At 45.8% G+C, this 20,432-nt stretch carries 18 protein-coding genes; 10 read left to right on the top strand and 8 right to left on the bottom strand.

Going from position 1 to position 20,432, the window contains the following annotated elements; translation table 11 throughout:
• Positions 1-159: 159 nt before the first annotated feature.
• The 7 genes from purD (at position 160) to L3C95_RS00760 (ending at position 8,496) form a co-directional block, all read left to right on the top strand.
• The gene (gene purD, locus L3C95_RS00790; RefSeq protein WP_236384145.1) at positions 160-1,437 is read left to right on the top strand and encodes a phosphoribosylamine--glycine ligase; all 1,278 of its coding nucleotides are present in this window, start codon (positions 160-162) and stop codon (positions 1,435-1,437) included.
• 364 nt (positions 1,438-1,801) lie between these two features.
• Positions 1,802-2,824 (top strand): rod shape-determining protein, encoded by a 1,023-nt coding sequence (locus L3C95_RS00785; protein WP_012787871.1) that lies wholly within the window; start codon positions 1,802-1,804, stop codon positions 2,822-2,824.
• Positions 2,825-2,833: 9 nt separating this feature from the next.
• Positions 2,834-3,775 (top strand): rod shape-determining protein MreC, encoded by a 942-nt coding sequence (mreC, locus tag L3C95_RS00780; protein WP_236384144.1) that lies wholly within the window; start codon positions 2,834-2,836, stop codon positions 3,773-3,775.
• Positions 3,772-4,281 carry a rod shape-determining protein MreD gene (locus L3C95_RS00775; protein WP_236384143.1) on the top strand — a complete coding sequence of 170 codons (510 nt, stop codon included), beginning with the start codon at positions 3,772-3,774 and terminating at the stop codon, positions 4,279-4,281. The genes mreC and L3C95_RS00775 overlap by 4 nt, the downstream gene beginning before the upstream one ends.
• A 199-nt stretch (positions 4,282-4,480) precedes the next feature.
• Complete coding sequence (gene mrdA, locus L3C95_RS00770) at positions 4,481-6,436, top strand: penicillin-binding protein 2 (RefSeq protein ID WP_236384142.1); 1,956 nt, start codon at positions 4,481-4,483, stop codon at positions 6,434-6,436.
• Positions 6,437-6,442: 6 nt separating this feature from the next.
• Complete coding sequence (gene rodA / locus L3C95_RS00765) at positions 6,443-7,732, top strand: rod shape-determining protein RodA (RefSeq protein ID WP_236384141.1); 1,290 nt, start codon at positions 6,443-6,445, stop codon at positions 7,730-7,732.
• 17 nt (positions 7,733-7,749) lie between these two features.
• Positions 7,750-8,496: an MBL fold metallo-hydrolase gene (locus tag L3C95_RS00760; protein ID WP_236384140.1), complete on the top strand. Its 747-nt coding sequence runs from the start codon at positions 7,750-7,752 to the stop codon at positions 8,494-8,496.
• 108 nt (positions 8,497-8,604) lie between these two features.
• Here L3C95_RS00760 and L3C95_RS00755 read toward each other — a convergent pair whose 3' ends face one another.
• The 8 genes from L3C95_RS00755 to L3C95_RS00720 all read right to left on the bottom strand — a co-directional run bounded on the left by L3C95_RS00755 (position 8,605) and on the right by L3C95_RS00720 (position 15,683).
• Complete coding sequence (locus L3C95_RS00755; protein WP_236384139.1) at positions 8,605-9,078, bottom strand: hypothetical protein; 474 nt, start codon at positions 9,076-9,078, stop codon at positions 8,605-8,607.
• 1 nt (position 9,079) lies between these two features.
• Positions 9,080-9,988, bottom strand: coding sequence for a hypothetical protein (locus L3C95_RS00750; RefSeq protein ID WP_236384138.1), 909 nt, complete (start codon positions 9,986-9,988; stop codon positions 9,080-9,082).
• Positions 9,989-10,090: 102 nt separating this feature from the next.
• Positions 10,091-10,642 carry an RNA polymerase sigma factor gene (locus L3C95_RS00745; protein ID WP_236384137.1) on the bottom strand — a complete coding sequence of 184 codons (552 nt, stop codon included), beginning with the start codon at positions 10,640-10,642 and terminating at the stop codon, positions 10,091-10,093.
• Positions 10,643-10,719: 77 nt separating this feature from the next.
• Complete coding sequence (locus L3C95_RS00740) at positions 10,720-11,682, bottom strand: transketolase family protein (protein WP_236384136.1); 963 nt, start codon at positions 11,680-11,682, stop codon at positions 10,720-10,722.
• Positions 11,683-11,727: 45 nt separating this feature from the next.
• Positions 11,728-12,756, bottom strand: a complete 1,029-nt coding sequence (gene galE, locus L3C95_RS00735) for a UDP-glucose 4-epimerase GalE (RefSeq protein WP_236384135.1) — start codon at positions 12,754-12,756, stop codon at positions 11,728-11,730.
• Between the two features lie 157 nt (positions 12,757-12,913).
• Positions 12,914-13,783, bottom strand: coding sequence for a glucose-1-phosphate thymidylyltransferase RfbA (gene rfbA / locus L3C95_RS00730; RefSeq protein ID WP_236384134.1), 870 nt, complete (start codon positions 13,781-13,783; stop codon positions 12,914-12,916).
• Between the two features lie 189 nt (positions 13,784-13,972).
• The gene (locus tag L3C95_RS00725; protein ID WP_236384133.1) at positions 13,973-14,977 is read right to left on the bottom strand and encodes an inorganic phosphate transporter; all 1,005 of its coding nucleotides are present in this window, start codon (positions 14,975-14,977) and stop codon (positions 13,973-13,975) included.
• Positions 14,978-15,029: 52 nt separating this feature from the next.
• Entirely contained in the window at positions 15,030-15,683 is a 654-nt protein-coding gene (locus L3C95_RS00720) for a DUF47 domain-containing protein (RefSeq protein WP_199653769.1), read from the bottom strand.
• A 246-nt stretch (positions 15,684-15,929) separates the two neighbouring features.
• Between L3C95_RS00720 and L3C95_RS00715 the strand changes: the two genes are divergently transcribed.
• From L3C95_RS00715 to L3C95_RS00705, 3 genes are all read left to right on the top strand, one after another.
• A complete protein-coding gene (locus tag L3C95_RS00715; RefSeq protein WP_236384132.1) occupies positions 15,930-16,766 on the top strand; it encodes a UDP-2,3-diacylglucosamine diphosphatase in 837 nt (278 codons plus the stop codon).
• 137 nt (positions 16,767-16,903) lie between these two features.
• The gene (locus L3C95_RS00710) at positions 16,904-17,314 is read left to right on the top strand and encodes a hypothetical protein (protein WP_236384131.1); all 411 of its coding nucleotides are present in this window, start codon (positions 16,904-16,906) and stop codon (positions 17,312-17,314) included.
• Between the two features lie 213 nt (positions 17,315-17,527).
• Positions 17,528-20,344 carry a TonB-dependent receptor gene (locus L3C95_RS00705; protein ID WP_236384130.1) on the top strand — a complete coding sequence of 939 codons (2,817 nt, stop codon included), beginning with the start codon at positions 17,528-17,530 and terminating at the stop codon, positions 20,342-20,344.
• Positions 20,345-20,432: the final 88 nt, after the last annotated feature.

The raw sequence follows: 20,432 nt of genomic DNA, 5'->3' as shown, positions 1-20,432 counted from the left end.
TCGAATCCGGCAAGATAAATAAATTCAGCTTTTTATCGGGTAAAATGGTGTTTTTGGTCAAATTTTGGCCTTTCTTTGCAAAAAATTTGGAAGAACGGGCTGATTGGAAGGTGAATGTAAATTTTCAGGAGCGAAAAAGCAGCGCATTTATTTTTTCATATGAAGATACTATTATTAGGAAGTGGTGGCAGGGAACACGCCCTGGCATGGAAAATGGCACAAAGCACTTATTGTGAACAGTTGTTTATTGCGCCGGGAAATGCCGGTACGGCCCAATATGGCCGGAACCTGGACATCGCTGTTTCAGATTTTGAAAAAATAAAGACCTTTTGTATTGATAATGCTATCTCCCTGGTAGTACCCGGCTCAGAAGAGCCGCTGGTAAAAGGCATATACGATTATTTTCAGCAGGATGCCGCTTTACAGCATATCCCGGTGATGGGCCCATCTGCCCTGGGTGCCCAGCTGGAAGGCAGTAAAGCATTTGCAAAGCAATTTATGCTACGCCATAATATCCCCACTGCCGCTTACCGCGAGTTCAGCGAGGAGAATTATGACGAAGGCGTAGCTTATCTGCGTGCACATTCCCTGCCGATAGTACTCAAAGCCGACGGACTGGCAGCGGGTAAGGGAGTAGTGATCCTGAACGATCATGAAGAAGCAGTGGCAGAGTTTTCACAGATGATCAAAGAAGCGAAGTTTGGCGATGCAAGCAGAAAAGTGGTGGTAGAGCAATTCCTGACAGGGATCGAGTTGTCAGTATTCGTGCTGACAGACGGACATTCCTATAAGATACTGCCTACTGCAAAGGACTATAAACGGATCGGAGAAGGAGACACCGGCCTGAATACAGGCGGTATGGGCGCTGTTTCCCCGGTTCCATTCGCCGGTAAGGCATTTATGGACGTGGTGGAAGAGCGTATCATCCGCCCTACAGTAGCAGGGCTTGAAAAAGAGCAGATCGCCTACAACGGGTTTATCTTCTTCGGATTGATCAATGTAGATGGGGAACCATTTGTTATTGAGTACAACTGCCGCATGGGAGATCCGGAAACCGAGGTGGTGATGCCCAGATTACAGAACGATTTGCTGGAGCTGTTCAAAGCCGTAGAGGAGGGACAGCTTTCCGCACAGACAATTTATGAGGATGCCCGTGTGGCAACTACCGTTATGCTCGTAGCAAAAGGCTACCCTGAGGCATACGAAAAAGGAAAGGTAATCAGCAACATACCGGCGCCTACGCAGGATCAGTTGGTGTTTCAGGCAGGAACGAAAGCCGTTGGAGAGGATATCCTTACTAACGGAGGCCGTGTACTGACGATAACTTCCCTGGCAGCTGATCTGGGCATTGCGTTGACCCACAGCCGGCAGACTGCTGAAATTATTGATTTTGAAGGCAAATATTACAGGAGGGATATTGGTTTCGAGTTCGTGTAGCAGATGTTCATTTGCGCCTTTCGCGCCTTAGCGGCGCGAAAAGTGTAGTCTGGACCAGTGTCCCGTTTAAGTGTCGGGAAGGGTCGTGGGGACGACCAGAGAGAGCATAACTCATTCATACAGAGCACACAATTAACACAAGCCATTTTTCGTTTAAGCGTTTTCGAGAGTCATTACTATGCCGGCTGTGTACCTTGCCATTAAATGTTGCAACTTATTAACCGGCTCATCAGATACAACAGATACAATAAAGAAGATTTTTTAATATTTAGTTGTATTATTGAGAAAACAAACAATTTTTAGATTGTATATTCGTTGGAATTATTCATTTTTGCACACAATAATATTTTGACCATATTAAGCAATGGGGTTCTTTAATTTTTTAACACAGGAAATAGCGATTGACTTAGGTACAGCTAACACGCTGATCATACACAACGACCAGGTGGTGGTGGATGAACCTTCCATTGTAGCTATAGAGCGCGCAAGCGGTAAAATCGTGGCGGTAGGAAAGAAGGCCATGATGATGCACGAGAAGACACACGAGTACCTGCGTACGATCCGCCCCCTGAAAGATGGTGTGATCGCCGACTTTAACGCGGCAGAAGGGATGCTTCGCGAGATGATCAAACTGGTGTATCCCAAAAAGCCCTTATTCTCCCCTAGCTGGCGTATGGTTATATGCATACCCTCCAGCATTACAGAAGTAGAAAAACGCGCCGTACGCGACTCTGCCGAACAGGCAGGCGCAAAGGAAGTGTTCCTCATACATGAACCTATGGCTGCTGCTTTAGGTATCGGCATTGACGTGGAAGAACCGGTAGGTAATATGATCATCGATATCGGGGGTGGTACCACCGGTATCTCCGTGATCGCCCTGGCAGGTATCGTTTGTGACCAGAGTATCCGTATCGCCGGTGACGAATTCACTGCTGATATCATGGAAGCACTGCGTCGCTATCATAGCTTGCTGATCGGTGAAAGGACCGCTGAACAGATCAAGATCCAGATCGGTTCCGCATTGAAAGAGCTGGATAATCCACCAGATGATGTAGCTGTGAACGGGCGTGACCTGGTAACAGGTATTCCTAAACAGATCATGGTATCCTACCAGGAAGTAGCAGAGGCCCTGGATAAATCCATCTTCAAAATCGAAGAGGCTATCCTGAAGGCACTGGAAACTACGCCGCCGGAACTGGCCGCAGATATCTACCGCAGGGGATTGTACCTGACCGGTGGTGGTGCGCTGCTCCGTGGTCTGGATAAACGTCTTACTCAGAAGATCAAACTGCCTGTACACGTTGCGGACGATCCGTTACGCGCCGTGGTAAGAGGCACCGGAATAGCACTGAAACACGTAGGTAAATATCCGTTCCTAATGCAATAATATCAGGAAATGTACAAGGCAGCCCGAACTGCCTTGTACACTTCTACCAAGAAAATATATCCTGTGCGTAATCTCATCATTTTCTTTAGGCGCTATTTTAATTTTTTTCTGTTTCTGCTGCTGGAAGTGATTTGCATTGTGCTGGTATTCCGGAACAACGATCTTCAGAAATCAGCCTACCTCAACTCCGCCAATAGTCTCAGCGCCAGGTTATACGAACGTTACAACAATGTCGAGTATTACTTTCACCTGAAAGCTACCAATGATAGCCTGGTGAAAGAAAATGCCCGCCTTCATAATATGTTGCGCACCAGCTTTGACAGCGTTTCCATTAACAACATCGTTAAAGTAGATACCATCCGCCATTACAGCACCGACACCACCCGCAAAGTGATCGGCACTGAAGTACGCCGCTACCTGTATAAGGAAGCCAAAGTGGTGAACAACAGTATTAATAATCCCATTAACTATATTACCATCAGAAGGGGCCGCGCAGACGGTATTAAACCCAACATGGGTGTTGTAGGTCCCAGTGGTGTAGTCGGCGTGGTACGTAGCGTGAACGACAACTACGCGGTAGTACTTTCCCTGCTGTCAAAAGGCCGCAACTTCGGTTTCAGCGCCCGCCTGAGCTACAGCAAGGAAATGGGTACAGTACGTTGGTACGGTGGCGAGGCAGGATATGCAGTGATGGAAGATGTGCCTAAAAGCGTGCGACTGATCAAAGGAGACACTGTGGTAACAAGCGGTTACTCTGCATTATTTCCGGAAAATATCCCTATTGGCTACGTGGAATCATATTCACTGGCAGATAAATCCAGCACCGCCTATACCATCAGGATCAAACTGGCAACCAACTTTTATAATCTTCAGTACGTCTATGTCATAGACAACCTGCTGAAAGACGAACAACAATCTTTGGAAGACTCAACCTACAGGCTGATTAAATGAGTATACTGTTAAGAAATATTATCCGTTTTGTGCTTTTACTGCTTTTGCAGGTATTTGTACTGAATAATATCCTGTTACACCAGCTGGTAGGTCTTAACCTGTACATGTTGTTCGTATTGTTGCTGCCATTTAATATGCCACGTCCTGCACTGATGCTGCTGGCGCTATTGATGGGCCTTGGTATGGATATGTTCATGAACACTATGGGGATGCATGCTGCCGCCTGTGTATTCATCGCTTATCTTCGCCCGTTCATCATTAACATACTGTCTCCGCAGGGTGGTTTTGAAACGACCCAGAAAACACCTTCCATGACCAGCATGGGAGTATCCCAATTCCTGACCTATATCGCAATCCTGGTATTTCTGCACAATCTTGTGTATTTCCCGCTGGAAGTGTTCAGTTTTGCGAGTTTCTTCTATCTGCTTTTGAAAATCCTTTTGTCGACAGCGGCCAGTATCATACTGATCGTGTTGTACGAGTTACTGTTCTTTTCCAGGAAGTAGACAGGAAATTAGTTCAGAGACCATATTTTATGAGATGATTATGTTTTGTTAAAATAAAGAATAACAACAGATAGCACAGAACGTAATCTCTAACTTTAGAAAAAATTGAAAGTCATATTATAAAGCAACAGGTCGCTTGCTTCATCTTTCTGCCAGACGGTGGGGGAGGCCGTGAAGTGGCCACATTATTTCAGCGTAAATGTCTGTCTATAATCAGCCCAGGAAAAGAGTAATACAGTTTATCATCCTTGGAATGGTAATATTGATGATTACCAGGTTGTTCTTTTTGCAGGTAGTGGAAAAGAAATATTCCAAGCTGGCGGATGCCAACGCGGTGCTCCGCAAAGTGGTGTATCCCAGCCGTGGTATTATCTATGACCGCAAAGGCAGAAGTGTCCTCAGCAATGATGCTATGTATGACCTCGTGGTAACACCGATCAATGTGAAGAACATTGACACGGCTTACATGTGTGAGATCCTCCAGATCGATAAGGAAGAATTCAGAAAACGTATCACCAACGCTATCATCAAGAACGGTAGCCGCCGTGTATCTGTATTTGCTTCCCTGCTGCCGCCCGAAATGTTCGGTCGCCTGCAGGAAAGTATGTATATGTTCCAGCCGGGCTTCGAGCTGGTACAACGACAGATCCGCTCCTACCCTTTCAATGCTGCTGCCAACATACTCGGTTATATTGGAGAGGTATCTCCTCAGATGTTACAGAAACCAGCCTACAGTGCTTATAACCAGGGAGACTACCTGGGTATGACCGGTCTGGAAAGAACATATGAAAGTGTGCTGATGGGGACCCGTGGTATACAGTACCTCGTAAAAGATAACCTGAACCGTCCACAGGGACCGTATGAAAAAGGTGAGTTCGACACCGCTGCTATTGCGGGTAAGAATCTCCGCCTCGCGCTCGACATTGATCTCCAGGTACTGGGAGAACACCTGATGCGTAATAAGATCGGTAGTATTGTGGCTATTGATCCCCGCACGGGCGGTATCCTCACTATGGTGAGTGCCCCCACTTTCGACCCGAACCTGCTGACGGGCTCTTATCGCGCCCGTAACTTCAGCAGACTGTTTGTCGATACTACAAAACCACTCTTTAACCGCGCAATACAGGCAGGTTACCCGCCGGGATCTTCCATGAAACCGCTGACTGCCCTGATCGGGCTTGACGAAGGTGTGATCACGCCCAGCTTTGGTTTCCCTTGTGGCGGTGCGTATACCTACTGCGGCCGCTCTATTGCCTGCACGCACCACAACGCAGGGCATGCTGCGAATCTGCGCCTGGCCATTGCTAACTCGTGTAACGCTTACTTCGTGCACCTGTACCGCTTGGAAGTGGATGCTTCCAAATGGGGAGGTGTGAAGAAAGGTCACCAGAAATGGCATGATTATGTTTCCTCTTTCGGTCTCGGACACAGGCTTGGTGTGGACATTCCCGGTGAGTCTCCAGGTAAAGCGATTGACAGTGCAGGTATGAATAAACTGTACCGCGGTCAATGGAACTCCTGCTCAGAGCTGTACGTAGGTATGGGACAGGGTCAGGTGGTTGCCACCCCCATGCAGATGGCGAATGCGATGTGTATCATCGCCAATAAAGGTTATTACTATCTGCCGCACTTCGTGGACAAAATTGATAATGACGACACTGAACTGCTGAAAAAATTCAAAGAGAAACATACTGTGGCGCACGTATCCGACTCTTCCTATATGCCGGTAATATATGGTATGGAGGATGTGGTGGAAAGAGGTACTGGTGTGTCTGCAAAAATAGAAGGCGAGATCGTGTGCGGTAAGACAGGTACTGCAGAGAACAATGCGATCGTGAACGGCAAGCTGACAAAACTGAAAAACCACTCTGTGTTTGTGGCTTTCGCCCCGAGGGATAATCCGAAGATCGCGATCGCGGTGATCGTGGAGAACGCCGGTTTCGGTAGTACTTACGCGGCGCCTATTGCCAGCCTGATCATGGAGAAATACCTGCATGATACCATCTCTGTGAAGCGTAAGCCACAGATGAAAACATTGCTGGAATACAATACGCTGGACCCTGTGGTAAGGGAGAAATCCAAGCTTGACTCATTGAATGGAGCCAGCGCAAAAATGACATCAGATGAGATACTTAAACTTTATTTCCGGGATTAATCAGTTATGAACCGTCGGCAGCAAATAAAATTGACAGAAGGTATTGACTGGCCTATCATGGGCCTCTACCTCGGGATCGTGTTTGTGGGGTTGTTATCTATCTTCGCAGCTGAGTACAGGGAAGGAGATAACATCTGGAATGATATCCTCCACCTGAGTAAGAACTATTCCCGCCAGCTGATGTGGCTGGGCGTATCGGCTGTACTGGCTACCATCATCTGGCTCACGGACAGTAAGTTCTTTACTGCTACCGCCAACTTGCTGTATGCCGGTGGGTTGCTGTTGCTGTTGCTGGTACTGGGCATCGGTAGGGATGTGAAGGGTTCGCATTCCTGGCTGGTCATTGGCGGATTTCAGTTCCAGCCGGCAGAGCTGACGAAGCTTTGTACCAATCTGGCCCTGGCAAAGTATCTTTCCTCTATCGAAACCGATTTTACCAAACTGCGTTCCAGGCTGATAGCTATTTCTCTGGCACTCATACCTTGCGTTATCATCATCCTGCAGTCAGAGACGGGGCTGGCGCTGGTATATTTCTCTTTCTTCCTGGTAATGTACAGGGAAGGTTTGCCAGGTGTATTGCTGGTGATCGCCTTCTCGGGTATTGTGCTGGTATTGTCAGCTTTGCTTGTAGATAAAAATATCCTCTTCATCATATTCTCGGTCATTACGGTACTGGTGATCTATTTCAGTCGCCGGGAAATAAAGCGTAACCGTTCCAGACTGGCCCTGATATTGGGTATCTGGGCATTCTGTTCCGTGTTTGTGATGTTCGTGGTGCCTTTTGCTTTCACAAAAGTGCTGAAAGACTACCAGGTACGCCGTATCGAGGTAATGCTGGGTAAGGAGAATGATCCGAAAGCGACTTACAACACCCGTCAGAGTATGATTGCCATCGGTTCAGGTGGTTTTATCGGAAAAGGATACCTGAAAGGAACCCAGACGCGTTACGATTTCGTACCTGAACAGAGTACTGATTTTATCTTCTGTACGATAGGTGAGGACTTTGGTTTCCTCGGGTCTGTACTGTTTATAGGTCTTTATGTAGCCCTGCTCTTACGGATCATTTTCGTAGCCGAGCGACAGCGATCGACATTCAGCCGGGTGTATGCCTACGGGGTGGCCAGTATCATCTTTTTCCACATGGCCATCAATATTTCCATGACCATCGGTCTGGCGCCGGTGATCGGGATCCCGCTGCCATTGGTTAGTTATGGTGGTTCGTCCCTGATGACATTCACCATGTTAATTTTTATCATGCTGCGATTGGATGCCGACAGGCAGATGGTATTACGATAGTTGCATATCTTTGGGGAATGGCACGTATTATACCATTATCAGAAGGGGCTTTTACAGTAGACGCAACGAAGAAGTTTATTCCTTATAATCCTGAGACAGATTCGATGCAGCAGCGCTCCGGCGGCTCGCTGCTGGTAGAGATTCAACCATTTTTAGTGATTACAGATCAGGATTATATCCTGCTGGATGCTGGTCTGGGCTATCGTAATGCTGATGGCATTTTGCAGATACACCAGCACCTGATCGACAACGGTGTTAATCCGATGGAGATCACCAAAGTGCTGATGAGCCATTTGCATAAGGATCATTCAGGCGGGATCTCCATTGTAGACCCTGTGACGGGTGAGCGTAGTCTGAGTTTTCCACAGGCCACCTATTATGTGAACAGGCATGAGATGGACTACGCCTTAGCTAATGACGGGAAATCCTATCATGCAGAAGATGTCCGCATCCTGAAGGAAAGAGACAATGTCATTTTCACAGAGGGAAATGGCACAATTGACGACTACATTACTTATGAAGTGACCGGGGGACATTGTCCTTATCATCAGGTCTTTCTTATAGATACCGGCGACGATAAAATATTTTTCGGCGGGGACGAAGCACCCCAGGTTTCATTTATGAAGCGCCGTTTTGCGGCAAAGTATGATTACGACGGAAAGCGGGGTATGGAACTACGCGAGCAGTTTAAGTTGCGTAGCGCCCGTGATGGATGGACTTTCCTGTTTTATCATGACACGAAACTACCCTTTGGAAAACTCTGAGACGGTGTTGAATAGTGAAGGGAAAGTGCGCAAAGCAGGAGCGCATTATACATAAAAGTAAAAAGGAGCACGGTCACCGTGCTCCTTTTTACTTTTACGTATAATATTTTATTGTCTGAATCTTCTTGCACCGGGGCCTCCCAGGTTTCGCGCCTGTCTGTCTTTCATCGTCCGGATCAGCTGGTTACGGAACTCCCGCTCTGACCGGAATACCACCCCTGCTTTTGCCGGTGGCAATACTTTCTGGAATTCCTGGCTGTAATGTGTTTTAATGTCCAGCATACGGCGTTCATATCCCAGTTCTTTATCGTCAGCAGGCTGAAGGTTGGTTTGTGGCGCCTTGTTCCGCTTGCGGCGTTCTGCAATAAGGATCTCAACTTCCTTGGTATATTGATTATATAGCGGCCAGAATTTCTGTGCTTCATCGGGGGTGAGGTCCAGCTTTTGGGATAGGTACGCTATTTCCGCTGCGCGGATGCGATCCTTGATCTCAGCGTCGCTGCCTTGCTGTGCCTGACTAACAGGTGGGTGGCAAAACAATGAGAGTGTGACAAATATAACTAATGTGTAAAATTTTTTCATCTCAGTTGTCTGTTAGGCTTTCGTTTAACAAACCGGTGTTGTCTAAATAGTGTTGTATGGCTTCTGCTGGTAATTCCTCTACTTCCGAAATAGCGTTGCCTTCTTCTATTAAAGGTGTATAATTGGTTAGTTCTTCTTTGTCAAAAGCGTCTGCATGGGACTGCAGATATTCCATGATCTCCTGATCGGTGACATTGGCCAGCGTGTTTTCCAGGACGTTGTTATCGTGGTATTTATCCCTGATAAAGAACAGGGTGCTCACGCTTGCGAGTGCTACGAAGCAGGCGGCCACTGCCCATCTCATGTACCTGCGGGTATTCATCCTGCGGATAACCGGGGTATGAACAGATGTTGATATGCCAGCTATGGTAGTGCTCAGCTGGTCAAAATAACCGGGTGGCACTGATAGAGGCATTGTTTTAGGCATGCTTGCCAGCAAGGGTGATAAGGCCTCCAGTTCTTCCCGCACATCTGTTGCAGACGCGGTGGCCGTAGTACCTTCCGTTGCGGCGATGCGGGCCATTATTACAGCGTCCAGCTGGTCGAAATAGCCGGCAGGTGCAGACATCGGAAATACTTTAGGCATACCTGCCAGGATGGAAGGTGCTTCTTCTGCATCTGGCTGTGCCTGCTGTTCAGCAATATTACGGAGAACCTGTTGTGACAGCTGCTCAAAATAATCCGGAGGAACAGATAAAGGGAAAGACTTCGGCATGGCGGCCAGCAATGGAGAGAGCGTATCCAGCTCTTCCTGTACTTCGGCTGTACGTACCTTCTGGAGGATGTGACCAGGCAGCTGCTCAAAATAACCAGCCGGAACGCTTCCGTAGAAAGGCTTCAGCGTAGTCCATTGAGCATCAGGGATGATTTCCCGCAGTTCGTTCGCAATATCGTTGTCTCTGGATATCATACAGTTTTTAGACAGTGGAAGATAGCAATAGTTTAAACAGGTCGTAGTTTCGTCTCTAAAAAAATGCAATTCACCTCATAAAAGTACGAAGATGTCGCATTTTCAGGTATTACGGATGAACTCTTCAATCTTTTTTACCGCATGGTGATAGGAGGCTTTGAGTGCGCCTTCAGAGGTGTCCAGTACACGGCTCATTTCCTCATAGGGCATCTCATCATAGTATCTCAGATTAAATACAATTCTTTGTTTTTCAGGTAGTGCCAGAATAGCCTTTTGCAGTTTCCACTCAAGTTTGTTGGGATCAAATTGTGCATCTGCTTTTAGGGTATTGCTAAGACCTGTTTCTACATCTGACAGTGATACTGAGTTGTTTTTCTTTTGTTTTTCCAGGAAGGTGAGGCATTCATTGGTGGCTATCTTATACAGCCAGGTGTATAACTGGGCATCTTCACGGAATCCTTCCAGGTTTTTCCAGACTTTCACAAACACATTCTGCAGTACATCATTGGCGTCATCATGATCGAGGACCAGTCTTCTGATGTGCCAGTAAAGCCGTTCCTGATATTTCTGGATGATACAAGTAAAGCCTTTCTCCTTAGTAGCAGGATCCCTGTACGTTGCTAATAGTGTCTTATCATCCTGATGTATGCTCATTCTTAGGTTAAATGGTTTACATAAAAAAAACCACCTGTAAGATGGTTTTTTTTATGTAAAGTTTAATCCGGTACAGATTATTTCTTCTTTCTTGCTATTGCTTTTTCAGCAGCAGCAACGATATGATCTGTATCCAGGCCATATTTTTTCAACAGATCCAGTGGTTTACCACTTTCACCGAAAGTATCGTTGGTACCTACGTATTCAATAGGAATTGGATTGTGGCGGGCTGCTACCTGTGCGATGCTGTCGCCCAGACCTCCCAGTACGTTGTGCTCTTCAGCGGTTACAGCGCAACCGGTTTTCGAGATGGAACGCAGCACAGCTTCTTCATCCAGCGGTTTGATAGTGTGGATATTGATGATCTCAACACTGTAACCTTTTTCTTCCAGGATCTTACCTGCTTCGATAGATAACCATACCATGTGGCCACATGCGAACAGGGTGATATCTGTTCCTTCGTGCAGTATCTGCGCTTTACCTACTTCAAATTTCTGATCTTCAGGAGTGAAGTTAGGCCATTTCGGACGGCCGAAGCGGAGATATACCGGTCCTTCATAGTCGGCTACAGCGATAGTAGCAGCTTTAGTCTGGTTGAAATCGCATGGAACGATCACGGTCATGCCCGGAAGCATTTTCATCATACCGATATCTTCCAGGATCTGGTGGGTAGCACCATCTTCACCAAGTGTTAAACCGGCATGAGATGCACAGATCTTTACGTTCTTACCGGAGTAGGCAACGGACTGACGGATCTGGTCGTATACACGGCCTGTGGAAAAGTTAGCAAATGTAGTGGTGTAAGGGATCTTACCACCGATGGTCATACCGGCAGCGATACCGATCATATTTGCTTCAGCAATACCTACCTGTACGAAGCGGTCAGGGAACTCCTTAATAAAGGCATTCAGTTTCATTGAACCCAACAGGTCGGCAGTGAGTGCTACTACATTCGGATTTTTACGCCCAGCTTCCAATATACCTTCTCCAAAGCCTGCGCGTGTCTCTTTCTCATTTAACGGTTTAATATCTTTTACCATAGCCTTATATTAAGAATTGAGTAGTAAATGTAAGAAATAAACTTTTTAATTGCTAAGAACCCTGTCTCTTAGGGCAACTTCCCACTGCCAGGCAGTACGCATCATATCTTCTATGCCGATATTTGGTTCCCAGCCCAGTAGTTGTTTGGCCTTGTTATTATTGGCATAGATAGCGATTACATCGCCCGGGCGACGGGGGCCCAGTTCATAGTTCAGTTTTACACCGGAGATCTTTTCAAAAGCCTTGATAGCTTCCAGCACAGTTACGCCGTTGCCGGTACCCAGGTTGAAGATCTCACAATTGTCGGTATTTTTTTGGTCCAGCAGGTACTGCAGGGCCCTTGTATGTGCATTGGCGATATCCATTACGTGGATATAGTCGCGGATACAGGAGCCATCGCGGGTATCATAGTCATGACCAAATACTGTCAGCTTAGGGATCTTGCCGATAGCTGTCTGGGTAATAACCGGTACAAGATTGTCCGGGCGTCCCAGTGGCAGTTCTCCAATCAGTGCAGACGGGTGGGCGCCAACGGGGTTGAAGTAACGCAGCAGGATAGACTGTGTATCATTTACCCTGCTGTAATCCTGGATCATCTGTTCGCCCATCTGTTTGGTGCGGGCGTAAGGTGATTGGGCTTCTCCCAGCGGAGTAGCCTCTACTACCGGTAGCTCGGTGGTGTTACCATATACGGAGCAGGAAGAGGAAAATACCAGGTTAGGGATATTAAACTCTTTCACACACTTCAGTACATTCACCAGGGAAGAAAGGTTATTATGGAAGTAGAATAACGGATCAGCTACAGATTCAGGAACTGTCTTGAGCGCTGCAAAGTGGATCACGCCTACGATATCACGGTTTTCGTGGAATACTGCGTGTGTATCTTCCAGGTTGCAGAGGTCTACCTTGTAGTTACGGATCTTTTTGCCTGTGATTTTTTCGATGCCGTCCAGCAGTTGTGTGCTGCTGCGGATGTTGCTGTCTACTGAAACTACGTCAAAGCCATTGTTAATCAGATCTACGATAGTGTGCGCGCCGATATAACCACAACCACCGGTAACAAGAACCTTCATATGTCTTTATTTTTTTTGAATGTTTTAGGATTAATTACAATCAGATGTGCGATGAACCTGGAATTAAGGATCGGGGATCTATGCCCGCAATTGCTGATTTCGATAATTGAGTTACGAATGTACGGTTCCTAATCCTTAATTCTTAATTTTTAATTGTTCAGATTTTATGTTCAATGATCTTTTCCAGATATTGCCCATAGCCGCTTTTCAGCAATGGCCGGACGAGTGTCTGCAATTGTTCCAGGGAAATAAAGCCTTGCTTGTAGGCAATTTCCTCTATGCAGGCAATCTTGATGCCCTGGCGTTGTTCGATGACCTGTACAAACTGTGAGGCCTGCATCAGGGAATCAAAGGTACCGGTGTCCAGCCAGGCCGTACCACGGGGTAGGATAGACACTTTCAGTTTCCCGCGGCGCAGATATTCCCTGTTCACGTCAGTGATCTCATATTCCCCACGTGGGCTGGGCTTCAGATCTGCCGCTATTTTTATTACATCGTTATCGTAGAAGTATAATCCGGGTACTGCATAACTGCTCTTGGGCTGTTGCGGCTTTTCCTCTATGGATACCACCTGCATCTTCTCATCAAACTCCACTACACCATAGCGTTCCGGGTCAGACACCTGGTAGGCGTACACGATGCCACCATCGGGTTTCACGTTATTGGCCAGTTGTGTACCGAGGCCGGCACCATAAAAGATATTATCACCCAGTACCAATGCTACATTATCATCACCAATGAAGTCGCGGCCTATTACAAAGGCCTGTGCCAGACCATTGGGCAGCGGCTGCTCCGCATAGCTCAGCTTTAGTCCCAGTTGCTCACCGTTACCGAATAATCGTTTAAAAGCGGGCAGGTCGTGTGGTGTGGATATGATCAGGATCTCTTTTATACCGGCCAGCATCAATGTGGAAAGTGGGTAATAAATCATTGGTTTATCATATACCGGCATGATTTGTTTGCTGATGGCATAGGTAATGGGGTGTAAACGAGTCCCGGAACCTCCGGCCAGTATGATACCTTTCATAGCATTTATTATAAGTAATGAATAATGAAAAATAGGTTCTTCAAAAAGCCCTACAAAAATAGGGGGCTCTGTGATAAAAAAAAGGAAAAACTCAAAAAGCGGATGTATTAAAAGAGAAAGCCCTCCGGTCGTTCCATTGGTAATGGGCGACGCCGGAGGGCTTATTATAATAAGTAGTATTACTGCTTATCAGAAGAATAGATTGACTACAAAGTACACAGCAGCAGCCAGTAATGCACTGATCGGAATGGTTAGTATCCATGCCCATAGCAGGCTTACGGTTACCCCCCAGCGTACGGCGGAGAGACGTTTCGTAGCTCCCACCCCGATAATAGAACCGGTAATGGTGTGGGTGGTACTTACAGGAATACCCAGTGTTTCTGTGAGATAAAGCGTTACCGCACCCGCAGTTTCCGCAGCCACACCTTCCAGCGGTGTTACCTTGGTGATACGGGAGCCCATGGTTTTAACGATCTTCCAACCACCGCTCATTGTACCGAGGGCTATGGCAATGAAGCAGGACAATGGTACCCAGTTCGGCACTTTGGTGACATCGTCAATGGTTCCATGAGCCACCAGCGCGGCAGCGATGATACCCATTACTTTCTGGGCATCGTTACCACCGTGTGCAAGGCTCAGCGCACCTGAAGATAGCAGCTGCAGGCGTTTGAACCAGTTTTCCGCCCTGTATGGATTGGCCTTACGGCAGACGTTCATAATAATAATAGTGATCACAAAAGCTACCAGCATCCCTATGAAAGGAGCCAGGGCAATGAAGTAGATGATCGGCATCACCTTGGCATAGTTGATCACGTCAAATGAGCCGTGTGCAGCTGCAATGGCAGCACCTACGAAACCACCGATGAGGGTATGTGAAGAGCTGGAAGGTATACCATACCACCAGGTCAGCAGGTTCCAGGTAATGGCGGCTATCAGCCCACAAAGGATCACTTTCAGGGTGATGAACTGTTCAAAAACCGATTTAGCTATCGTGTTACCTACCTTGAATTCCCCGTATACATACTTGGAAATAAAGAAAGCGGCAAAGTTAAATACCGCCGCCCACAGTACTGCCTGGAAGGGAGTCAGCACTTTGGTGGATACGATGGTGGCTATTGAGTTAGCCGCATCATGAAAGCCGTTAATATAATCGAAGATGAACGCCAGTATAATGATGGAGACAAGTAAGGTCATTAGAAAGTAGTTTGCATTAAATAGGCAGGCATGGAGATGCGTAATCTATTGATTATGCATATTTTATGATGATAGACTCTATCACATTGGCGCAATCTTCGCATTTATCTGTAGCGATTTCCAGGGCCTGGTACAGTTCACGCATTTTCAGCAATTCACCTGCATTGTTGGCTTCTTTCTCGAACAGGTCTGCGATGGCCATGTCATAAATGTCATCGGCATGGTTCTCCAGGCTATTGATCCTTACACAGGCATCCGTGATGTTACGCATGTTGGACATGGTACGCAATTCAGGGATCGCTTTGTGCAGCTCCAGGGTACCCTGGTAGATCAGGTCAGCCAGTTTACGAACACTTTCGTTGATTTCCTGTACTTTATACAGGTCCAGTCTTTTGGCGGAACCATGGATATAGTCAGCTACGTCGTCCAATGTAGCCGCCAGGTGGTGGATGTCTTCACGGTCAAATGGAGTAATGAAGTTCTGCCCCAGTTCCACAAAGATGCGATGAGTGAAATCGTCATTTTTGTGCTCCAGTCGCTCAATCAGATGGGTTTTGTCTTTACGTACTGACATGTCTGTAGCGGAAACCAGCTCAACCAACACCTTGCCCATCTCTACCAGGTTGGCAGACACATCCTCGAATAATGAATAAAAAACCCTGTCTTTTGGTATAAATAACTTTACAAAAGAATTGAAGCCTCCCATACTCTTTGTTTGAAATTTGGCGCAAAAATAGCTTTCCGCGGGCAATACCTCCAAGAAAAAATTATCCTTAATGATTCCTTAACACTGGATTAATATAAAAGTAATATAGCAATTTTTTCTTTGTATTGTGAAAAAAGGCTGCGTGTGATGAGGTTATTCCTACACCTGTGGCCGTTTTCGACGGACTAAACTATTTTTAACAAACCTAACAACTGCCCGGTTTTTTCGGTTCAATCCTTATTAAAAATGTCTGAAAAGCGCCCTCTCGATATTGTTGTGATATCTGACGTACACCTCGGAATTTATGGTTGCCATGCCAAGGAATTGGTACAGTATCTGGACAGCATTGACCCTAAGATATTGGTGCTGAATGGGGATATCATTGATATCTGGCAGTTTAGCAAACGTTATTTCCCGAAAGCACACACCAAGGTGATCCGCAGAATATTGAAAATGACCGGTAAGGGAACTGAAGTATATTATCTGACAGGCAACCACGACGAAGCCCTTCGAAAATTTGCCGGGTTCGGACTGGGTAACCTGGTCATTGATAATAAACTGATCCTTGAGGTGGATGGCAAAAGGCACTGGTTCTTCCATGGCGATGTTTATGACGTGACCATGAAGAACTCAAAGTGGCTGGCCAAGCTGGGAGGAAAGGGCTATGATCTGTTGATAATTATTAATAGGTTGGTTAATAACGTTTTAGAGCGGATGGGCAAGGAGAAAATGAGCTTTTCCAAGAAGGTGAAACACGGTGTGAAACAGGCGGTTAAGTTTATTTCTGATTTTGAGCAGGTAGTAGCCGAAATAGCGATCGATAAAGAATTCGATGTGGTGTGCTGCGGGCACATCCACCAGCCTATCATCAAAGAAATGCAGCATAACGGTAAATCCGTCACTTACCTGAATTCCGGAGACTGGGTGGAAAGCCTTACCTCTCTCGAATATACTAATGGACAGTGGTCACTTTACCAATACCCCATATCCAAAACACGTGTTGTATTACCGGAAGAGGAGGAGGATGCTTCAATTATGCCCTGGGGAGATATTTCCAAGGTCATCAGCTTCCCGCAACAATAGCTCATATATAAACCATTGTTATTTAACATTTATTTATGATATGATAACAACTGCTTAATATTCACGTAATACTGAGCTATTAAGTTTGTGATATTATACATTCAGTGATCCGACTGGTAATGCTAACAAAAAGTAAGATGAAAGTATTGAAGTTACATCCTCTAATGACAGTTTCCCTGTTACAAATGCAGTTTCAGCGACTGCTTTCCTGTAACATAGCAGTTTACATGCGCAATTCACCGGCCAATGCATTTGATACATTGGGTGAAGCAGGTTTCCCCGAAGAAGTGCTGATTGAATTTCCTATCGATGAAACTTTAAGCCTGAGAGAGTTTGAAGAAGAGTTGGAAGACAAATTCAATTTTACGCTGGAGCTTTGTAACAAGGACAACAAACCGTTTACAAACAAAAGCATGCATCTGTTCCAGTTAATTGCATCTTTATCAGATGGAAGAAAACATAATAATGAATATAACGCGCAGCTTGATATCACACTTGAAAGGTTGTTGAACAATAACCGTCAGGGCCCGCAGCAGATCGCCTGCTGATCCGGATGTTTAGCATTATCGCCCCTAACTTATTTATTATTACTATCCTATGAACCTGACTATCCTGGATCGTGTTAACTATTTTTTAATCATTCCTTAACAATTAACATTCTGGTAACCTTCCTGTAACACTGCGGTAACACACCCACGATAGTTTTGCGCGAGTAATTCAATCAACTCACAGAATCAGCTTATATCGTGAAACATTCTTTTGTGTCTGCACTGTTATGTGTTTGCCTTCTTTTGAGCTCTTTCCTTTCCGCGTTTGCTATAATAGATAATGGGAAAGTAACGGGTAAAGTAACTGACCAGAAAACGGGCGAGGCCCTGATAGGCGTTACCGTTATTGTACAGGGTACAAGTACCGGTGCGGTTACTGACGTAGAAGGCCGTTATACTTTAAATCTTGCTCCCGGTACTTACACGCTGGAGTTTAAATACATGGGTTACCAGACCAAAGCGGTGAGTGAAGTGGTGGTGAAAGCCGGCGCTCCTACACAGTTACCAGTGATCATGGATGAACCTAAATCAAAAGATCTGAAGGAAGTAGTGATCAGAGGTTCTTTCAAACAGGAGACGATCAATGCTTTGTATACTGCACAGAAGAATAATGCTTCAGTATCTGATGGTATTTCTGCAGATGTGATCAAAAAATCTCCTGACCGCAGTACAGGTGAAGTACTCAAGCGTGTTAGCGGTACTACTATACAGGATAATAAATTTGTTATTGTACGTGGTCTGAGCGACCGTTATAATACTGCTCTTGTAGATAATGGCGTACTGCCAAGTACTGAGCCTAACCGTAAGGCATTCTCTTTTGATATTATCCCGGCAAATATGATCGATAATATCATTATTACAAAATCTGCAACGCCTGATCTGCCGGGCGATTTCGCGGGTGGTGTGATCAATGTACAGACCAAGGAAATTCCTGACCAGTACTTCTTTGACGTTGCAGTGGGTTCCAGCTACAATACAACATCTACGTTCAAATCATTTAAGACAGGCTATAAAAGCGGTACCGACTTTCTGGGTTTTGATGGCGGCCGCCAGTTGCCTTCTTCATTTCCAACTACCGCTGCTATTCTCAACAATCAGCTAACAGTAACAGAGCAACGTAGCGCCATGAAATCATTGAATAATGATTACAGCATTAAAGATAAAAAGGGGTTACCGGGTGTCAATTTGCAGGCTACACTCGGCAATCACTGGAATACTAAAAAGGATGGCAGCCTGGGAATGATCGCTGCCATTACTTATTCTCATGCCGAAACTGTGCAGCGCGACGTGCTCCGCCGATACGATAACTTCGACTATAAGGACAATGTATACAAATACTCAAGCAACCTGGGTGGTGTACTGAACTTCGGATACTCTGCCGGTAAGAGCAAGATTGTTTGGAAGAACCTGTACAACAGGATCTTTGACGATAACTTCCTTTTCCGTGAAGGCGATAATCTTAGCAATAATAAGTACATTAACTATTATGCTTTTGACCTGATACAGAAATCGCTGTTTAAAACTGCATTGGAAGGTGAACACCAGGTAGGACAGGGACAGAGCAAGATCAACTGGTTGCTCTCTTATAACAAGGTAACTAACAACCAGCCGGACCAGCGCAAGGTATCTTATGGTAAAACATTAGGCGATGCATCTGCCGTAATGACCGCAGATAACGGTACCGTAGGTAAAGCCAATAACCGCCTGTTCTCCGATCTGGACGAAAATATTTATATCGCCAGCGCTAACTACTCACATCCTTTCCGCTTTTTGAACAATAAAAGCAGCTTCAAGGTTGGCGGCCTTTTCCAATACCGCAGCAGGGATTTTCATGCGCGTTATCTCGGCATGAAGCTCGATCCGCTGAAAGATGGTAACGAGGCTATTGCACAACGTCCGATCACTACCTTGTATGCGAATGATGCGATCGATAATGGTTACTATACCCTCGAGGATATTACAGCCACTGTTGACGAATACAAGGCTACTACCACTACCGGTGCAGGTTTCATACAACTGGACAACCGGCTGTCTGATAAATTCCGCCTCGTATGGGGAGTTAGGGTAGAATCATTCGGACTGAAAGTGAACTCTCCGATCGTCGGACCTACCATTAAAGTAGATAAGGATTGGTTGGATGTATTGCCATCAGCAAACCTTACTTACTCTTTAAATGAAAGCTCAAATCTGCGTGCATCTTATTACAGAACAGTAGCAAGACCAGAACTTCGTGAATTGGCGCCGCTTTCCTACTATGACTACGAAATGTCGTCACTCATCAATGGTAATCCTAACCTGGTACGTAGCCAGATCGATAATGCTGATATCCGTTATGAGTTGTTTCCTAATGCAGGAGAAATATTCTCCGGTTCTGTGTTCTATAAAAATTTCAAGAATCCGATTGAAAGCAGGGTTACGTCCTCCGGCCTGAGCCAATACGATGTGACGCCGGTTAACTATAGCAGTGCTTACAACGTTGGTGCTGAAGTAGAGCTACGTAAGAAACTTAGTTTCCTGTCTGAAAACAGTTTCCTGAACAACACTACCTTCTACGCAAACCTGGCGTATATCAAATCCGTGGTAGACGATAACACTATGGTCAACGCAAAAGACAGACCACTGTCCGGTCAGTCCAACTATGTGATCAATACAAGCCTTTCTTATTCCCTGCCTAACGATAAAGTAAGCTTCAACCTCCTTTATAACAGGATCGGACAACGCTTATACCTTGTTGGTGAAGGCGGTGGAGCAGATGGTTCCGGTAAGCTGGGCAACATTTACGAAAGTCCTCGCAACCTGCTGGATTTCCAGGCTAACATGAACATCAGTAAACGCAGCAGCTTCCGTCTGAATATTAAAGATATACTGAACGCTAAATACAGGTTCTACTACGATCAGAACGGGAATAACAAATTTGATAATCCGGTGTATAAAAGAGGTAGCATCAATTCAAGCGAAGACTACATACTCCAGCAATACCGTCCGGGTACAACGTTTACACTGACCTATAGTTTTCATCTTACCAGATAGGAAGAAGTGTTAATGTAATAATAACATAGTCATAACATAGTAATCATAGTCTGAATTTAATTTTGAACTCTAAACAATTGAAACATTC

Source organism: Chitinophaga filiformis (genome assembly GCF_021646545.1).
Lineage (GTDB): Bacteria > Bacteroidota > Bacteroidia > Chitinophagales > Chitinophagaceae > Chitinophaga > Chitinophaga filiformis_A.
This window is presented reverse-complemented; position numbering and strand designations above follow the sequence as displayed.

Bases quoted from the DNA above. Each gene is read 5' to 3' on its own strand.
- L3C95_RS00750 (WP_236384138.1), bottom strand. From the start codon at position 9,988: ATGATATCCAGAGACAACGATATTGCGAACGAACTGCGGGAAATCATC.
- L3C95_RS00710 (WP_236384131.1), top strand. From the start codon at position 16,904: ATGAAAGTATTGAAGTTACATCCTCTAATGACAGTTTCCCTGTTACAA.
- L3C95_RS00775 (WP_236384143.1), top strand. From the start codon at position 3,772: ATGAGTATACTGTTAAGAAATATTATCCGTTTTGTGCTTTTACTGCTT.
- rfbA (WP_236384134.1), bottom strand. From the start codon at position 13,783: ATGAAAGGTATCATACTGGCCGGAGGTTCCGGGACTCGTTTACACCCC.
- L3C95_RS00725 (WP_236384133.1), bottom strand. From the start codon at position 14,977: ATGACCTTACTTGTCTCCATCATTATACTGGCGTTCATCTTCGATTAT.
- L3C95_RS00740 (WP_236384136.1), bottom strand. From the start codon at position 11,682: ATGGTAAAAGATATTAAACCGTTAAATGAGAAAGAGACACGCGCAGGC.
- L3C95_RS00715 (WP_236384132.1), top strand. From the start codon at position 15,930: ATGTCTGAAAAGCGCCCTCTCGATATTGTTGTGATATCTGACGTACAC.
- mreC (WP_236384144.1), top strand. From the start codon at position 2,834: ATGTACAAGGCAGCCCGAACTGCCTTGTACACTTCTACCAAGAAAATA.
- L3C95_RS00760 (WP_236384140.1), top strand. From the start codon at position 7,750: ATGGCACGTATTATACCATTATCAGAAGGGGCTTTTACAGTAGACGCA.
- L3C95_RS00755 (WP_236384139.1), bottom strand. From the start codon at position 9,078: ATGAAAAAATTTTACACATTAGTTATATTTGTCACACTCTCATTGTTT.
- L3C95_RS00745 (WP_236384137.1), bottom strand. From the start codon at position 10,642: ATGAGCATACATCAGGATGATAAGACACTATTAGCAACGTACAGGGAT.
- L3C95_RS00720 (WP_199653769.1), bottom strand. From the start codon at position 15,683: ATGGGAGGCTTCAATTCTTTTGTAAAGTTATTTATACCAAAAGACAGG.
- galE (WP_236384135.1), bottom strand. From the start codon at position 12,756: ATGAAGGTTCTTGTTACCGGTGGTTGTGGTTATATCGGCGCGCACACT.
- purD (WP_236384145.1), top strand. From the start codon at position 160: ATGAAGATACTATTATTAGGAAGTGGTGGCAGGGAACACGCCCTGGCA.
- L3C95_RS00785 (WP_012787871.1), top strand. From the start codon at position 1,802: ATGGGGTTCTTTAATTTTTTAACACAGGAAATAGCGATTGACTTAGGT.
- rodA (WP_236384141.1), top strand. From the start codon at position 6,443: ATGAACCGTCGGCAGCAAATAAAATTGACAGAAGGTATTGACTGGCCT.
- mrdA (WP_236384142.1), top strand. From the start codon at position 4,481: ATGTCTGTCTATAATCAGCCCAGGAAAAGAGTAATACAGTTTATCATC.